The organism is Gramella sp. KN1008, assembly GCF_004332155.1.
GTDB lineage: Bacteria > Bacteroidota > Bacteroidia > Flavobacteriales > Flavobacteriaceae > Christiangramia.
In genome coordinates this window covers 157,911-175,285 of sequence record NZ_SJDV01000003.1, presented here as the reverse complement: position 1 = coordinate 175,285, position 17,375 = coordinate 157,911, and the positions used below count along the sequence as shown (strand labels likewise).

Below are 17,375 nucleotides of genomic sequence, written 5' to 3'. Positions count from 1 at the left end.
TTAATATCTTCGTTTTTATGATGCAGAACCTGTTGCAAACCCCCATTGAGTATTTAAAAGGCGTAGGTCCAAACAGGGCCGAGTTGCTTAAAAAAGAGCTCAATATTGCGACTTATCGGGATCTGGTCAATTTCTTTCCCAATCGTTATATAGACAAAACAGGCTTTTACAAGATCTCCCAGCTTCAGAGAAACTCCTCCGAAGTTCAGATTGTTGGCAAGATCGTACATATCAAAATGGTGGAACAAAAGCGAGGAAAACGCCTTGTTGCCGATTTTGTGGATGATACAGGCCGAATGGAACTGGTATGGTTTCGCGGACATAAATGGATAAGGGAAAACCTGAAGCTAAATACGCCTTATGTGATCTTTGGTAAGACCAACTGGTACAATGGGATGTTCAGTATGCCGCATCCCGAAATGGAACTGGTTGCAGACTATAAAAAGAATCTGCGAACAGCGATGCAGCCCGTTTATCCTTCTACCGAAATGCTGGTGAAAAAAGGAATTACCAACCGAGTGATCATGAAGCTCATGCAGGAACTTTTTCAGCAAACGGGTCTTAAATTCATTGAAAGCCTTAACAATGAGCTCATAAATGAACTGAAACTGATCCCAAAATCGGAAGCTCTTTTTAATATGCATTTTCCTAAAAGTCAGGAATTACTAGCCAGGGCACAGTTCAGACTTAAATTTGAGGAACTTTTCTTTATTCAGCTCCAGCTGTTGAGAAGGAATATGCTTCATAAGCAAAAAATTAAGGGCTTCAATTTTGATATGGTCGGTGATCATTTCAATAATTTCTACCAGGAGCACCTACCTTTTGATCTTACCGGCGCTCAGAAAAAAGTGATTAAGGAAATACGAAGCGATATGGGAAGCGGTGCACAAATGAACCGCCTGCTTCAGGGAGATGTTGGATCTGGAAAGACGATCGTGGCCCTGATGTCCATGTTCATTGCCCTGGACAACGATTTCCAGGCTTGTTTGATGGCGCCCACGGAGATCCTTTCCATTCAGCATTATAATGGCCTGAACGAACTCTGCCAGGATCTTGATGTCAACATTCGTCTGCTCACAGGTTCTACAAAAACTTCGGAAAGAAAAGAGATCCACGAAGAACTTGAAAACGGGCAGATCGATATACTTATAGGAACTCATGCCTTACTGGAGGATAAAGTAAAATTTAAGAACCTGGGACTCGCCATCATTGACGAACAACATAGATTTGGTGTGGCACAACGCTCAAAACTGTGGAAGAAAAATGAAATTCCGCCCCATATTCTTGTGATGACGGCTACTCCTATTCCCCGAACACTTGCGATGAGTTTATATGGAGACCTGGATATTTCGGTGATAGACGAACTCCCGCCGGGAAGAAAACCGGTTAAGACCGTTCACAGATTTGACAGTAACCGTTTAAAGGTTTTCAGGTTCATCAAGGAAGAAATTCAAAAAGGCAGGCAGGTCTATATAGTCTATCCGCTAATCCAGGAATCGGAAAAAATGGATTACAAAGATCTGATGGATGGTTACGAAAGCATTGCCCGGGAATTCCCGGACTTTCAGATTTCAATAGTTCACGGACAGATGAAACCTGGAGATAAAGACTATGAAATGGACAGGTTTGTACGTGGCGAAACACAGATAATGGTAGCCACAACCGTGATAGAAGTGGGCGTGAACGTTCCCAATGCCAGTGTGATGATAATTGAGAGTGCGGAAAGATTTGGTTTATCCCAGCTTCATCAGCTACGCGGGAGGGTTGGACGTGGTGCCGAACAAAGCTATTGTATACTTATGACCGGCCATAAACTTTCTGCAGACAGTAAGACCAGGCTCGAGACGATGACCTCAACCAATGATGGCTTTGAGATCGCTGAAGTGGATCTTAAACTAAGAGGACCCGGAGACCTTATGGGCACTCAGCAGAGCGGTGTTCTTAACCTGAAGATCGCAGATATTGTTAAGGATAATTCCATCCTTAAATCGGCAAGATATTACGCTTCAAAGATCCTGAAAGAGGATCCAAACCTCTCTATGGAAAAGAACCTGATGATCAAAAACGCCTATTCCCGTCTTGTAAAGAACAAGACTATCTGGAATTACATCAGCTAGACAAACACTTAAAAACCAGTAATATAAGTCCTACAACGATGATTTCTCTTCTTACATCGAAAAGATGCTACAAAAAATAGGGGATATCCCCCATTTCTGTACATTCATAGTCCTAATTTTTTAAATACTAACCGATTATGAAAAAAATAATTTATCTGATTGGGCTTGTTTTGGCCTTTTCAGGATGTAGTGTAGAATCTTATGATTCAAATGAAGATCTTATGACTGCCGATGCAACACCGGCAATACAGAATACTGAAGAATCTTTAGATTTTGGTGATCTATGCGCAGGAGAGGAAGCCGAATTTTGCTTAAATTTTCCACAGGCCAAGAAACCACAAGGCGACCCAAAGACTACCAATGTTCAGGTTCAATTGCTAAAATATGGCGACGATCCTGAGACTGAAGAGATTGAACCTGAAGATCACGAGTATTACGACCAAATATTTCATACTGCTGAAAATACTCAGGCCTGCTTCTTCTATACCTTTGATGAAGCTGACACCTATGACCTTCGGTATATTATAGGCTCAGGAGGTTTTACTGATGTCCAGGCGGAAGTACTGGATTGCTCTGAATGTGAAGAAAATTTTAGTTATGTAATTAACCCTGACGGAAGTTACACCTTTACATATTTACCTGCTGAAGATATGGAAAATGCCGAAATAATCTTCACTTTTGCCCAAACAGTAAATTCTGTATGGGGTGATAGCAGTGTGACAACCGAATGGTCTAAATCCGGGCAAACCGAACATGCTTTTTTAGATCTAGAGGCCTGTGAAACATATTGGTGGACTGTGAGTCTAGAAAAAGAGTGCAATGGCAGCACACCAAATAATAATGTCTGGACCGATTTTAAAGTTAATGACATTTCTAAGAAGAATGAGTTAACACCCAACATCACTCAAAGTTGCGAAGATTAAAGAACTAATAAAATTCATATTTAGAAAAGGGCTCCGGCCCTTTTTTTATTTTTAGCACCAAAACTTTAAAACATTTTTCCTTATCTTTAAGAACCTGATTTTCAATAAACTTAAGGTTTTATAAAATCAGTACCCCCTGTTTACCCTCCCCACTTTTGCTTTCCCACGCCCCCGGATTTTAATTAGAATTAATTAGTAAACTATAAAATTCAGGATTATGAGAATGAAAAGTATCACAAAAGTAATGATGAGCCTTATGCTTCTTTTCTGCATGAGCTTTGCTGTAGCACAGGAAACCGGAAATGTTCCGGAAAAACTTTACAATGATTATAAACAAAATGGAATTGACAAAACCCTAAAGAATTATGACAAGAATCCGGTAAAAGGGAATGAATACACCTTCCTTTCCGAACCATTAAATGTTCTGGGGTACAGGTTGATGAGCGAAGGAGATCTGGAAGCCGCCGAGAAGGTGTTTTTAGCCCAGATAGATGAATATCCAAATGAAGCAAACCCTTATGACTCGTATGCCGATCTGTTAATGGAAAAAGGAGATGAGGAGAAAGCTAAAAAACATTATCAAAAGGCTATAGAACTTTCGGCCACGATGGAAGATCTTGAAGAAAAAGCACAGATGCTGGAAGCTTCCAAAACCAAATTAGCAAAACTGGAAGGGGCCGGCACTGAACTTCAGTTCCTGGAAGGTAAATGGGCAATGCAGAATTTTGGTTACCAGGATGGGAAAAAAACCTTACGTAATGAGGGGAATGTTCAATTCACCACCAATGAAAATAAAACCGTTCTTACCGGAACCCTGCATAATAAAGCCGGAGACTATATAGGTACACGTATAATTACCTACGATGCCATAGATGAAGAATATGATATGGTCTGGATAGGGAATTCCTTGACGGGAATTGATCCTTCCACCATTAAAATTGAAAAATCCTCTCCACAAGAAATAGTAATGATAGAAAAATTTGAAGAGGATGGTAAAAAAAGAAAGGTAAAACATGTTCTTAAAAAGAAATCAGATGAAATTGCCTGGGAAATCCACGATCTTAGTAATACTGATGGAAACAACCCCGTGGCCGAGATGAATTTTAAGAAAAATAACTAAGATATCTTCAGCCAGAATTAAAAAGGGAAGTGGGAACGCTTCCCTTTTTTGATAATAGACTTTTCAAAGTTGGCCGATAATTATGCTAAAAAAATTGGTAATACTATCTTTGCAGCCTGAAAAAGAATATTCATGAAGATTTCTTATAACTGGCTGAAACAGTTTATCAAGTTACCGGAAAACGCCGAAAAAACCGGAGAGTTATTAACAGACCTCGGTCTTGAAGTAGAAGGCATCACAAGCTTTCAAAGTATAAAAGGTGGTCTGAAAGGCGTAGTGGTAGGACATGTCTTAAGCTGCGACAAACATCCTAATGCAGACAAACTGCAACTTACCAGGGTAAATATCGGGAATGGTGAAGAGGTGCAAATAGTATGCGGTGCGCCAAATATTGGTGCAGGACAGAAGGTACCCGTAGCTACCATAGGAACAGTTCTCTATGATAAAACCGGAGAATCCTGGGAGATAAAGAAAGGAAAAATTCGCGGGGAAGCCAGCTATGGAATGATATGTTCAGAAAAAGAACTAGGTCTTGGACAAAGCCATGAAGGTATCATGGTAATGGATAATGAACTGGTTCCAGGTACTCCTGTGGCCGAAATTTTTGAAGTTGAAAACGATGATGTTTTTGAAATAGGTCTAACTCCTAACCGGGCAGATGCTATGAGCCACTGGGGGGTTGCACGCGACCTGAAGGCCGGTTATCAGCAAAAGGGTCAACAACTGGAACTAATCACCCCGTCGGTGAGCAGTTTCCATGTAGATAGCCGTAGCCTTAAGATCCAGATCAAGGTGGAGGATTCCAATCTTGCACCGCGTTATTGCGGGGTAACCTTATCTGATGTTAAAGTTACCGAATCGCCTAAATGGCTTAAGAATCGATTGAAAGCCATAGGTATTACTCCAAAGAATAATGTCGTGGATGCCACCAATTATGTGATGCACGAACTGGGGCAACCACTTCACGCTTTTGATGCCGGCAAGATCGCCGGAAATGAAATAAATGTCAAAACACTTAAGGCGGGAACCAAATTTACAACCCTGGATGAGGTTGAAAGAGAACTGCATGAAGAGGATCTTATGATCTGCGATGCCGAAAAACCATTGTGTATTGCCGGTGTTTTTGGAGGAATAAGCAGTGGAGTTACCGAGAGTACTACACAGGTATTCCTGGAAAGCGCCTATTTCAATCCGGTTAGTGTAAGAAAAACGGCCAAGAGACATGGTCTTAATACAGATGCTTCTTTCAGATTTGAAAGAGGAATCGATCCTACTTCCGTGGAATATGCTCTTAAACGTGCGGCTTTACTGATTAAGGAAATTTCAGGGGGTGAGATCACCAGTGACATTGATGATCTTTACTTTAAGAAAATTGAAGATTTCCAGGTATTTCTCACCTTCGAAAAAGTGAATAAGCTCATTGGTGAGAATCTGGCTAAGGAAACGATCAAGTCAATCCTGGCCTCTCTGGAAATAAGAGTAAATAATGTGACGGAAACCGGAATGGGCCTAACCATTCCTTCCTATCGTGTAGATGTCCAGAGGGAATCTGACGTGATTGAAGAGATACTTAGGGTATACGGATATAACAATATCAAATTTGGTGATAAGCTTAGTCTTTCTGTTGCCAATTCTTCAAAATTCGAAGATTATAAGGTCCAGAACCTGATCGCTTCCCAGCTAATAGGTCAGGGATTCTATGAAACAATGGCGAATTCCCTCACTTCAGCTGAATATAATGAGTTGAGCGAGGAGCTTAAAGATGAATATCAGGTAGATATCCTGAATCCACTGAGTCAGGATCTAGGGGTATTGCGTCAAAGCATGTTGTTCTCTGGTCTGGAAACGCTCAGCTATAATATTAATCGAAAAAGGAATAATGTAAAGGTTTTCGAGTTTGGAAAGACTTACCATTCTTATGTAAGCGGAAGGGAAGAGAACAAACACCTGTCCCTGTTCCTTACCGGTCAAAGAATGGCCGAGAGCTGGAACAGCGTTCCGGGGAACGGAAACTTCTTTTACCTCAAGGGAGTCATTAATTCGATCTTTCAAAAACTGGGAATAAATAATCTTAAGGCTAAGGCCGCAAAAAGCGATATCTTTTCTGAAGGAATTCAGCTGAACACCAAAAAGGCCAGATTGGTAGAATTTGGTGTTGTAAGGAAATCTATCCTGAAAAAGTTCGATATAGATCAGGAAGTGATCTTTGCCGATTTCAACTGGCAGGAAGTTCTGGAGATGACCAAAACACAGAAAATGAGCTTCTCACCCATTCCGAAGTATCCAAGTATGCGAAGAGACTTTGCGTTGCTTCTGGATAATTCGGTTTCTTATGACGAAATAGAGCAGATCGCTCATCAGACCGAAAAGAAACTTTTAAGAGAAGTGAACCTTTTTGATGTTTATGAAGGAAAGAACCTGCCTGAAGGCAAAAAGAGTTATGCGATTAGCTTTGTATTCCAGGACGAGAATAAAACCCTTACCGATAAGCAGGTAGATAAGATGATGAGTAAATTACAGCACAGGTTTGAAAAAGAACTGAAAGCTGAATTAAGATAAATTAAAAAAACCGTGTGATCCTCACACGGTTTTTTTTGGTCCGTTTTCCTGTATTTATGGAAAATCTTTAAATATCTCATCTACATACTGTCTTATCTCCCGCTGGATCCTTCGGGTTTCAATGGTTTCACCAGAGGTTCCTCTCCATAATATCTCTTTAGTTCTGCGGTCTATAAAATCTATAACTATAGATCTTTCCCTGTAAGGTATCTGATTAACTCGTGGCCCATCAACTCTCTGTATGGTGAAATAGTTCTCATACATATTATTATTATAATACGGCCCCAGATAAAATCCCGGACGGTAATAGGCGTAATTGGTATACACGGGATTCGCATTAACTTCCACCTTTTCATCAAACATAGGGTGAATATGCACCAGCACATCAGGCTGCCTTGTTTCCAGCCTGTAACCCTCTTCGCTCATATTGGCAGTTACCGTTTCTATGATGGTTGACTGGATCAAATCATTGTCATATTCCCGACTCATAATGGTATCCTTATTGGGAAGAAAAGCATAGGTGTTATAGGATTTCAGCTTTTTTGCATCGTTTTTGGCACTGGGACCACCCGATCCACAGGCGGCAAAGACCAAAGTAACACCAAGCAAAAGAAGCATGGATTTTACAAATTTCATAGCATTAAAAATTTTCAGTTTTATTCAAAATAACCGTAATACCAGTAAATAAAAAGCTTGCTTCCTGATTTTGACGTTTATTTAACGCAAAAAGCGGCTTTAGGCCGCTTTTTTAAGTTCTGTTTAGAAAATCCTAGTCTGCTGGCAAAAGAACACTGTCTATTACGTGGATAACTCCATTAGACTGATCTACATCGGCCGTGGTTACGGTAGCAACGTTGCCGGCAACATCCTGCAGTTTTACCTGATTCCCATCCAACATAGCAGAAACTTTTCCTCCATTTACTGTAGCAAAACTGGCCTTTCCATTACCTTTCTGAATAGCATTCACAATGTCACCGGCTTTATAATCCCCTGCAAGTACATGATAGGTTAAAACAGCCTGGAGTTTCTTCTGGTTTTCTTTCTTCAGAAGACTCTCCACGGTTCCGGCGGGAAGATCTTCAAAAGCAGAGTTTGTAGGAGCAAAAACCGTAAACGGCCCATCGCTTTTAAGTATATCAACCAACTCTGCTGCCTTTACAGCAGCTACCAGGGTTGTATGATCTTGGGAGTTGACAGCATTCTCAACAATATCCTTGCTAGGATACATCTCGGCGCCACCAACCATTTTGGTCTCGGCCATATCATTCTGACCAAAGGACAGATTTCCTATCAAAAGGAGTAAACTTAATACGGTAAAAATTCTTAGCTTTTTCATAATTGCAGTTTTAAAATTTTTATATTAATTTAAGGATTAAGCCCCCTAAACAGTTTTTAAAAAGCAGCCAATTGGGTTATAATTAACAAGTGTACACCTGGCAGGATTAGAGCAATCCGTTTATTTCAATTGTTATTCTTAGGTTAATTACCTAATTTAGTGAGGCTAAAGGAAAAGAAAATGAAGTTGAGAATTCCCCGCACGAATATTGAACACCAGCTATTAAAAGTCCGTAATAAAAGCCTTTCAGAAGAAAAGATACTGGATGAGATCGCATTGATTTTTCGCGAAACGGAAGAAAAGGACAAGCAGGTTATCAAGGAAATTGAGAATGGCACCCAGGTAGAAAAGAACGATTTTAATCCAGAAGTGATTGATACAGACAGGATCTTTCATTTGAACCAGATATACAGGATTTGTATTGAATATCGGCTTAGATTTCTTGAGTCTAAGTATTTTAAAGGGGAAATTCCCTATGAGGCGCTTATCAGGATAAAAGAACTGGAAAGTCAGCATAACACTAGTCTTAAAGGTTTTAGGATCGTTGCTCCTTCAAGTCTCTTCAAACTTGAAAACGCCGATGACCCCTTACTTTTTGCGCCTATAGGAAACGACTATTATTATCTTATTCATAAGTGGGGTAACGACCTCCACCCCTTTAGAAAACTCATAATGTGGCCCTTCAGGACCCTCGAGAATTTCGTATTATTACTTATTGTCGCCAGTTTTCTTACTGCTTTGCTGGTACCTGATGGCTTATTCTCACCTGAGCACAGTACCACAGAATTCTTCATTGTTTTCTTCTTTATCTTTAAATGGTTTGCCGGTCTGGCCATATTTTATGGATTCAAAATGGGAAAGAATTTTAATACAGAGATCTGGAACAGTAAATACTACAATGCCTAGAACGTTAATTTCAGATTAAATTAGCCGTAAAGCTTTGCGCTTATTTGTAATTTAGGCTTATAAATTCATTGAGATGAGTCAAGAAGAAAATTATAAAAGGGTTTATACAGGACCCGAAACCAATGTACAGTACCTTCAGGAACTATATGAAAAGGCAGGTATACATTCCCGTGTGAGAAATGATTTTGATTCCGGACTTCGGGCTGGATTTGGCGGGGGCGTACCTAACCAGGCACAACTTTTTGTAATGCAGAATCATTATGATGAAGCATTAAAGATGGCAAAATCAACCTTTCCGAAAGACTTCGAAAATGAATAATGAGCAATCTGAATTAGAAGAACAGGCACCTAAAAGGAATATCTGGAATTTGGTGCTTGGTATTATTTTTCTGGGATATGGAAGTTTCAGGCTTTATCAGAAAATGAGCATTTCAGAATCTGATACCTTTGGGATAGTTCTGGCGATTGCATTTATAATCTTTGGGATCTACGACCTATATAAATACTTCACCGGAAAATAAAAAAGCCCCGTTTATACGAGGCTCTTTATTTTACCATTTTATGATCGCACTACCCCAGGTAAATCCACTACCAAAAGCGGCCAGCACAACTATATCTTCATCTTTCACTTTCCCTTCTTCCCAGGCCTCTGTAAGAGCAATTGGTATAGAAGCAGCGGTGGTATTACCATAACGCTGGATGTTATTATAGACCTTATCGTCGCTTAACCTGAACTTATGCTGAATAAACTGCGAAATCCTCAAGTTGGCCTGATGCGGAATAAGCATATTGATATCAGAAACTTCAAGCCCATTCGCCTGGAGGCCTTCGTGGATCACTTCGGAAAATCGCTGCACGGCATTCTTAAAAACGAACTGCCCGTTCATATATGGATAATATGGAATATCGTCCCCTTGCGGGTTATCTTTAATAATTTCCGGGACCCAGTAATTCGTACTCGGTCCTTTTAGTGAAAGCTCCAGAGCATGTTTTCCTTCAGAATGTAAATGAGTTGACAGAATACCCTGACCGTTATGATCACTTCGGGTAAGCACTGCAGCTCCTGCTCCATCCCCAAATATCACTGAAACAGAACGTCCCCTTGTGGTAAAATCAAGACCGCCACTATGATTCTCACTACCTATCACGAGAACATTTTTGTACATGCCTGTTTTTATAAATTGGTCGGCTACCGAAATAGCATAGACAAATCCACTACACTGATTTCTAACATCCAGGGCCGGGCAGGTATCAATATCAAGCATTTCCTGTACCTGTACACCACAGCCAGGGAAGTAGTAATCGGGGCTAAGGGTGGCAAAAACTATAAGATCTATGTCATCTTTCGAAATACCCGAACGCTCCAGGGCTATCTTGGCTGCCTTAACGCCCATAACGGCCGTTGAATTTCCATCTCCTTTTTTTATATGCCTACGTTCTTTAATACCGGTACGCTCGGTGATCCATTCATCATTGGTATCCATCATTTTGGAAAGATCATCGTTGGTAACCACATTTTCGGGAACATATTTGCCTAATCCGGCAATTTTAGTTTGATACATCGAGAATAATTATGATTTTGAAAATAATTCTTATTAAATTTAATCAAATTGTAAAAAAATTGACGTGCAATATACTAAACATTAACATTCCTTCCGTTTTTGCCGTTGATAAAATTCAACTTAAAACTTTTTATATGAACCGAATTATTATTTGCCTCTCGGGCTTGTTATTATTTGCAGCAAATGTACTTGCCCAGGAAAATCTGGATTACCAAAAACCACCCATGGAGATCCTTGAACTTGTGGATGTCCCCCTTGCCCCTTCCACAATATTGGACAGTGACGGAGAAATGATGATATTTCTGTACAGGGATCAGTTTAAGAGCATTGCTGAATTAAGTGAAGAGGAGATGAGACTGGCAGGATTAAGAATAAACCCTGTTACGAATATCAGCAGCAGGGCGAGATATTATAATGATATAAAGGTTAAACCAATAGATGCTGATACCCCAACTGACGTAACCGGACTGCCTGAAGCTCCCCGAATGACCAACTTTAGCTGGTCACCGGACGAATCCAAAATAGCCTTCACCCATACCACCAATAAAGGAGTTGAACTATGGGTACTGGATGTAGATTCAGCTACGGCTCGAAAGTTAACCGGTGCTAACCTCAACGCCAATATGAGAAGCACAATTAACTGGTTCAGGGATAATTCTGGCCTCCTTGTTAGTATGCTGCCTCAGGACAGAAAGGCACTTATAGATACTGAAACATCTGTTCCAACAGGCCCAACCGTTTCGGTCAGTGATGGCAAGGAAGCCCAGAACAGAACCTACCAGGATCTACTCAAAAATCCTAATGATGAATACAATTTTGAGCAGCTGGCAAGAGCCGAATTGGTTAAGGTGAACCTTGACGGAACTACTTCAAAATGGATGGAACCCAGAATGTACAGTGGTATTTCATTTTCACCCGATGGGAATTACGTGATGGTGACACATATAAAGAAACCATTTTCCTACCTGGTGCCTTATTACAGGTTCCCTTCAGAAACAAATGTGTATGACAAAGACGGCAACCTTATTAATATGATTAATGACGTGCCGCTTATAGAAGACCTTCCCAAAGGTTTTATGGCAGAACGTGAAGGAAAAAGGGATTTTGAATGGAGAGATGACAAGCCTGCCACACTGGTGTATGTTACAGCTTTAGATGGCGGTGATCCTGAAGTGGAGGCTGAATATCGTGATGAATTCTTCCAGCTGGAGGCTCCTTTTGAAGGGGAAGGAAGATCTTTACTGAAAGTGAGGAACCGCGGAAGCAGAATCCTCTGGGGAAATGAAGAATTGGCAGTCGCGACGGACTACTGGTGGAATAACCGAAATACAAAGACCTATGTGTTTGATCCTTCAGATGCTTCCGAAGAGCCGGAAATCATTTTTGACAGAAATTACCAGGATGTATACAGTGATCCCGGCCGATTCGTGACCACCAAAAATGAATTCGGAAGAAATGTACTGAAACTGGATGATGAAGATGCCTTCCTCCTTGGATCAGGTTTTACTGAAAATGGACAGTACCCGTTCGTAGATAAGATCGATCTGGAAGATGGAGATACGGAAAGACTTTACCAGAGTGAATTTGAAGATAAAAAAGAGACCCTGGTAGAAGGCCTCGATATGGAAGAAGGAAAAATACTTGTTAGAATTGAGTCTTCAGTTGAATATCCCAATTATTATATAAGGGACATAGATTCTGATGATGAGCTCACTCAAATTACATCTTTTGAGAACCCTTTCAAGAGTCTCGAGGATGTAAGTAAGGAAGTAATAACATATAAGAGGGATGACGGACTGGAGCTTAACGCTACTTTATACCTTCCTGCCGGCTACGACAAGGAAAACCCGAAGGAATTACCTATGCTAATGTGGGCTTACCCAAGAGAGTATAAGGATAAAAACTCTGCTTCACAGAACACATCCAACGCTAATGATTTCACCTATCCTTACTATGGATCACCTATTTATTGGGTAAACAGAGGATATGTGGTACTGGATGATGCTTCTTTCCCAATTGTTGGCGAAGGAGAGGAAGAGCCTAATGATACCTTTAGAAAACAACTGGTGGATAATGCGAAAGCTGCTATAGATGCAGTAGACGACATGGGTTATATAGACAGGGATCGTGTTGCGGTTGGTGGCCACAGTTATGGAGCCTTTATGACAGCCAACCTACTTTCTCATTCCGATCTTTTTGCCGCCGGAATTGCGAGGAGCGGTGCCTATAACAGAACACTCACCCCTTTTGGTTTCCAGAGCGAGGAAAGAAATTACTGGGAAGCTCCCGAAGTGTATTACACAATGTCTCCCTTTATGCATGCCGATAAAATGAAAACGCCGCTACTACTTATACACGGGGAAGCCGATAACAATTCGGGAACCTACCCAATGCAAAGCGAGCGTTACTTCAATGCTTTAAAAGGTCTTGGTGCCACAGCTAGACTGGTAATGCTGCCTAAGGAAAGCCATGGATACAGCGCAAAAGAATCGGTTCTTCATGTGTTATGGGAACAGGATCAGTGGCTGGAAAAATATGTAAAGAATAAGGATAGGAATTCTGTGAAAGTTCCCGAAGAGGATTTTGGAAATTAGAGTTCTTAGATAAATAAAACTAAAAAACCCGGCCATTGCCGGGTTTTTTAATTAAGAAAGCGCAGCTGATGTAGGGTACCAACCACGCTTTCTAACAACCTAACCAATAAATCAACCATTAGAGATAAGCTCTAAACTTATTTATATCAACATTAGCTTTAAGATCATGTAATAGATTATAGAGGCCAAAAAAGGTCCGGCTCATATAAAGGAAATGTCTGCTTCCTCTATTTCCATTCATTCTTCGCAATTCAGGGTCTTTAGAATATTTTTCACTTAATTGGGTAAGATGCTGCCAGAATTTCTCATCAGTAAAATCGAATCTCTCCTGTTGGAATGGAGTTGAGAACATAGTGAACATCTCGTAGAACATGTCAGAAAAGAATTTCTTCTCTTTTTCCGAATCGTTCTCATTCAGAATTTCAAGCTCCAGTAATCTTTTGTAAAAGAAATCTTCGTTATTCAGATTCTCTCTGTTTGTTAAAGAAAAATAAGGTTCATAAAAATCTTCGGGGATCTGTTTGATACATCCAAAATCGATCGCGATTAACTTATCATCCTTACTCACCATAAAATTACCGGGGTGCGGATCGGCATGAACCTGTTTTAAGCCATGGATCTGAAACATATAAAAATCCCACAACGCCTGTCCTATTCTATCTGCCAGTTCCTGATCTTCATTTTGCTTTGCAAAATCACTCAGATGAATGCCATCCATCCAGTCCATAGTGATGATACGTTCACTGGAAAGAGCTTCATAATATTTAGGGAACCTGATATTCGGAATTTGTACACAGGCTTCAGAAATCTCCTTGCTCTGTTTAACTTCCAGAATATAGTCTGTCTCTTCCAGCAATTTCCCTTCTACTTCCTGAAAATATTTTTCAGAATCCTTTGCCTGGAGATTGAACATCTTTAAAGCAATGGGCTTAACCATCGCGAGATCTGAACTGATACTGTCTGCAACCCCCGGATATTGGATTTTCACAGCAAGTTTTTTCCCGTCTTTCGTAGCCTTATGCACCTGACCGATGCTGGCAGCATTTACCGACTGGGTTGCAAACGTATCATATAAATTTTCAGGATAATCTCCCTGATATTTTTTAAAAGTCTTTCTAACCAATGGAGCCGAAAGCGGAGGAACGCTGAATTGTGCAAGGCTGAACTTTTCAACATAAGCTCCCGGAAGCAGATTTTTTTCCATAGATAACATTTGGGCTACCTTTAAAGCACTTCCCTTGAGGCTTTTTAAGCCGTCATAGATATCGGTCGCATTGTCTTCGTCCAGTTCCTCCCTGGTCAACTCTGAATTAAAGGCCTTCTTACCATAATATTTTAGGTAATTCCCTCCTATCTTTACTCCGGTTTGAACAAGCTTACTCGTTCTTCCCAGTTTCCCTGTTGGTATTTTATCTATGGTTTTCATAACTCCGGCTTAAGCCATTCTTTCTTTCCACAAAAATTTTCCAAAATCTACTATCCGCTCAAGAGGAGTATTATCGAATACATCAAATACAGTATTCACTGATTTCTCTATGGCTACATCTGTACTCTCAAATGCCGGTGAATTATCATCCATCCAGAATTTAAGGAGAAACAAAAATTGAATCCAGACACCTTCAGAAAAGATAAGTTCACTTTGCTGAAATAATTTCAGCGATTTTTCTTTATTCCTTTCTTCTATAAGGGTCTTCGCATAATTTTTAATATTCTTCCGAAGGCTCTTTAACTGATCAAGGTTCTTTAATGGCTGAGAATTCTCTCTAAGGGTATAAAGAACATAACTTCTGTTGGCCGTTAAAACTTCAAAGAAGGTGTAGAAGAAGGTGAGCAACTTTTCTCGATTCGAGAAGGAGGCATATTCCTTGGATTTTTCCATAACCTCCATGCTGTTCTCAAAAAATTTCTCCCATATCGCCTTGCGTAATCCTTCAAAACTACCAAAAAGCTTATAAAAGTCCTGCTCTGTCATTTCATTCTCTTTGGCAAACTTATATACACTTCTAGGCGTCTTCTCATTTTCCAGCACATAATCCATATAAATGGCAATCAGCTTATCTGCATCGGGCTTCTTTTTCACTTTACTATTTCCTTTTGACTTTGCCATAATTCATTTATTGTTTTCAAAAATACAATTTTGTTTAATTATAAACACCAAACTTTAAACAAAAAGTTTGTTAAATATTTCGTTTCGCTTTTGAATTTCAGAATTTTAGACGCTTAGAGACAGATTTAATTACAGGGCGTGTCAGTTTGGCAGCGAATCACTAATGGTACTTTTTTTGAAAATAGGAGGATGAATAAAACTTAAAATTTAAAATATGGCAACCGGAAAAATAAATGTATCTGTTGAAAACATTTTTCCGCTCATCAAAAAGTTTCTGTACAGTGATCACGAAATCTTTTTGAGAGAGCTTATATCTAACGCAACCGATGCAACCCTGAAACTAAAACACCTTAGCCGTCTGGGGGAGGCAAATGTTGAATATGGTAACCCTGTGATTGAGGTCAAAATCAATAAAGAGAAGAATACTCTTCACGTAATAGACCAGGGAATCGGGATGACCAAAGAAGAGGTTGAAAAGTATATCAATGAAGTGGCCTTTTCTGGTGCTGAAGAATTCCTTGCGAAGTATAAGGATTCAGCCAAAGACAGTGGAATAATAGGTCATTTTGGTCTTGGTTTCTATTCTGCCTTTATGGTGGCGAATAAAGTGGAGATCATTACAAAATCTCACAAAGACGAGCCTGCGGCTCACTGGGTATGTGAAGGCACCACCGAATTCAAACTGGAAGAAGCCGATAAAAAGGAACATGGTACCGAGATCATCCTTCATATTAATGAAGATGACAAGGAATTCCTTGAAGAGAATCGAATCCAGGAATTGCTTGTGAAGTATAACAAATTCATGCCAATCCCTATCAAATTCGGAACTAAGGAAGAAACCCTTCCACTACCTGAAGATGCCAAGGAAGATGCGAAGCCAGAAACTAAAACGGTTGATAATATCATAAACAATCCCGAGCCGGCATGGACCAAACAACCTACCGATCTTGAGGAAAAAGACTATAACGACTTCTATCGCGAACTTTACCCAATGCAGTTTGAAGATCCGTTATTTCATATTCACCTGAATGTAGACTATCCGTTCAATCTTACAGGGATTCTCTATTTCCCGAGAATGACTCAGGATATGAACATCCAGAAGGATAAGATCCAGCTATATCAGAATCAGGTATTTGTTACCGATAATGTTGAAGGTATCGTGCCGGAATTCCTTACGATGCTGCGTGGTGTGATCGATTCACCGGATATTCCGTTGAATGTATCCAGATCTTACCTTCAGGCTGATGGTGCCGTGAAAAAGATCTCCAGCTATATCACCCGAAAGGTCGCAGATAAGCTGAAAAGTCTTTTCAACAACAATCGTGAGGATTTCGAGAAGAAATGGAACGATATTAAGATCGTTATTGAATATGGTATGCTTACCGAGGAAAAATTCTTCGAGAAAGCTGAGAAATTCGCTCTATATCCTACAACCGAAGATGAATATTTCACATTTGAAGAACTAGAAGAAAAGATCAAGGAGAACCAGACCGATAAGGATGGAAACCTTGTGGTTCTTTATGCTTCCAATGAGAATGAGCAGCACAGTTATATCGAAGCCGCTAAGGATAAGGGATATAAAGTTCTTCTCCTGGATTCACCAATCATTTCCCACCTTCTTCAAAAACTGGAAACTTCCAAAGAAAAGATCTCGTTTGTAAGGGTAGATTCAGATCATATTGATAACCTTATTAAGAAGGATGAAGAGAAGATCTCCAAACTTTCTGATGAAGAAAAAGAGAAACTTAAAGCTGATTTCGAAAAGGTAATCCCATCGGAAAAATATACTATCCAGATGGAAGCCATGGACAGTAATGCTGCCCCACTCATCATCACTCAGCCGGAATTCATGCGTAGAATGAAGGAAATGCAGCAAACCGGTGGCGGCGGAATGTTTGGAATGGGCAATATGCCGGAAATGTATAACCTGGTGGTGAATACGAACCACGACCTTATAAATACAATTCTAAATACTAAAACCGAGAAGAAACAGCAAAGACTTATCAAACAGTCCCTTGACCTTGCCAGGCTTTCTCAGAACCTTCTGAAGGGTGAAGAGCTTACAGCCTTTATTAAGAGGAGTTTTGATATGGTTAAATAGACTGAAATATAATTAATCTGAAGAACCGCTTTCCTTCGGGATAGCGGTTT

The 17,375-nt window shown here is 40.1% G+C and carries 14 protein-coding genes; 9 read left to right on the top strand and 5 right to left on the bottom strand.

Features of this window, described 5'->3' with window-relative positions:
- Positions 1-17 precede the first annotated feature (17 nt).
- The 4 genes from recG (at position 18) to pheT (ending at position 6,719) form a co-directional block, all read left to right on the top strand.
- Positions 18-2,117, top strand: coding sequence for an ATP-dependent DNA helicase RecG (gene recG, locus EZJ28_RS06625; RefSeq protein WP_131396154.1), 2,100 nt, complete (start codon positions 18-20; stop codon positions 2,115-2,117).
- 137 nt (positions 2,118-2,254) lie between these two features.
- Positions 2,255-3,040, top strand: coding sequence for a membrane lipoprotein lipid attachment site-containing protein (locus tag EZJ28_RS06620; protein WP_131396152.1), 786 nt, complete (start codon positions 2,255-2,257; stop codon positions 3,038-3,040).
- Between the two features lie 217 nt (positions 3,041-3,257).
- Complete coding sequence (locus EZJ28_RS06615) at positions 3,258-4,160, top strand: M48 family metallopeptidase (protein WP_131396151.1); 903 nt, start codon at positions 3,258-3,260, stop codon at positions 4,158-4,160.
- Between the two features lie 132 nt (positions 4,161-4,292).
- Complete coding sequence (pheT, locus tag EZJ28_RS06610; RefSeq protein ID WP_131396149.1) at positions 4,293-6,719, top strand: phenylalanine--tRNA ligase subunit beta; 2,427 nt, start codon at positions 4,293-4,295, stop codon at positions 6,717-6,719.
- Between the two features lie 54 nt (positions 6,720-6,773).
- Here pheT and EZJ28_RS06605 read toward each other — a convergent pair whose 3' ends face one another.
- The gene (locus EZJ28_RS06605; RefSeq protein ID WP_131396147.1) at positions 6,774-7,355 is read right to left on the bottom strand and encodes a DUF4136 domain-containing protein; all 582 of its coding nucleotides are present in this window, start codon (positions 7,353-7,355) and stop codon (positions 6,774-6,776) included.
- A gap of 133 nt (positions 7,356-7,488) precedes the next feature.
- Positions 7,489-8,055, bottom strand: coding sequence for a fasciclin domain-containing protein (locus tag EZJ28_RS06600; RefSeq protein WP_131396145.1), 567 nt, complete (start codon positions 8,053-8,055; stop codon positions 7,489-7,491).
- A 180-nt stretch (positions 8,056-8,235) separates the two neighbouring features.
- On the opposite strand from EZJ28_RS06600, the gene EZJ28_RS06595 reads away from it, so the two are divergent.
- The 3 genes from EZJ28_RS06595 (at position 8,236) to EZJ28_RS06585 (ending at position 9,482) form a co-directional block, all read left to right on the top strand.
- Positions 8,236-8,961, top strand: a complete 726-nt coding sequence (locus EZJ28_RS06595) for a hypothetical protein (protein ID WP_131396144.1) — start codon at positions 8,236-8,238, stop codon at positions 8,959-8,961.
- Positions 8,962-9,034: 73 nt separating this feature from the next.
- Complete coding sequence (locus EZJ28_RS06590; protein ID WP_131396142.1) at positions 9,035-9,280, top strand: DUF2007 domain-containing protein; 246 nt, start codon at positions 9,035-9,037, stop codon at positions 9,278-9,280.
- A complete protein-coding gene (locus tag EZJ28_RS06585) occupies positions 9,273-9,482 on the top strand; it encodes a hypothetical protein (protein ID WP_131396141.1) in 210 nt (69 codons plus the stop codon). The genes EZJ28_RS06590 and EZJ28_RS06585 overlap by 8 nt, the downstream gene beginning before the upstream one ends.
- A 30-nt stretch (positions 9,483-9,512) precedes the next feature.
- Here the strand turns inward: EZJ28_RS06585 and EZJ28_RS06580 are convergent, their stop codons facing one another.
- The gene (locus tag EZJ28_RS06580) at positions 9,513-10,523 is read right to left on the bottom strand and encodes a 3-oxoacyl-ACP synthase III family protein (RefSeq protein ID WP_131396139.1); all 1,011 of its coding nucleotides are present in this window, start codon (positions 10,521-10,523) and stop codon (positions 9,513-9,515) included.
- A gap of 134 nt (positions 10,524-10,657) precedes the next feature.
- Between EZJ28_RS06580 and EZJ28_RS06575 the strand changes: the two genes are divergently transcribed.
- Entirely contained in the window at positions 10,658-13,117 is a 2,460-nt protein-coding gene (locus EZJ28_RS06575; protein ID WP_131396137.1) for a prolyl oligopeptidase family serine peptidase, read from the top strand.
- 118 nt (positions 13,118-13,235) lie between these two features.
- On the opposite strand, the gene EZJ28_RS06570 is transcribed toward EZJ28_RS06575, so the two are convergent.
- Both EZJ28_RS06570 and EZJ28_RS06565 read right to left on the bottom strand, forming a co-directional pair.
- Entirely contained in the window at positions 13,236-14,543 is a 1,308-nt protein-coding gene (locus EZJ28_RS06570; protein ID WP_131396135.1) for an AarF/ABC1/UbiB kinase family protein, read from the bottom strand.
- Positions 14,544-14,552: 9 nt separating this feature from the next.
- The gene (locus EZJ28_RS06565) at positions 14,553-15,224 is read right to left on the bottom strand and encodes a TetR family transcriptional regulator C-terminal domain-containing protein (protein ID WP_131396133.1); all 672 of its coding nucleotides are present in this window, start codon (positions 15,222-15,224) and stop codon (positions 14,553-14,555) included.
- Positions 15,225-15,438: 214 nt separating this feature from the next.
- Here EZJ28_RS06565 and htpG point away from each other — a divergent pair, with 214 nt between their 5' ends.
- A complete protein-coding gene (htpG, locus tag EZJ28_RS06560; RefSeq protein ID WP_131396132.1) occupies positions 15,439-17,325 on the top strand; it encodes a molecular chaperone HtpG in 1,887 nt (628 codons plus the stop codon).
- Positions 17,326-17,375: the final 50 nt, after the last annotated feature.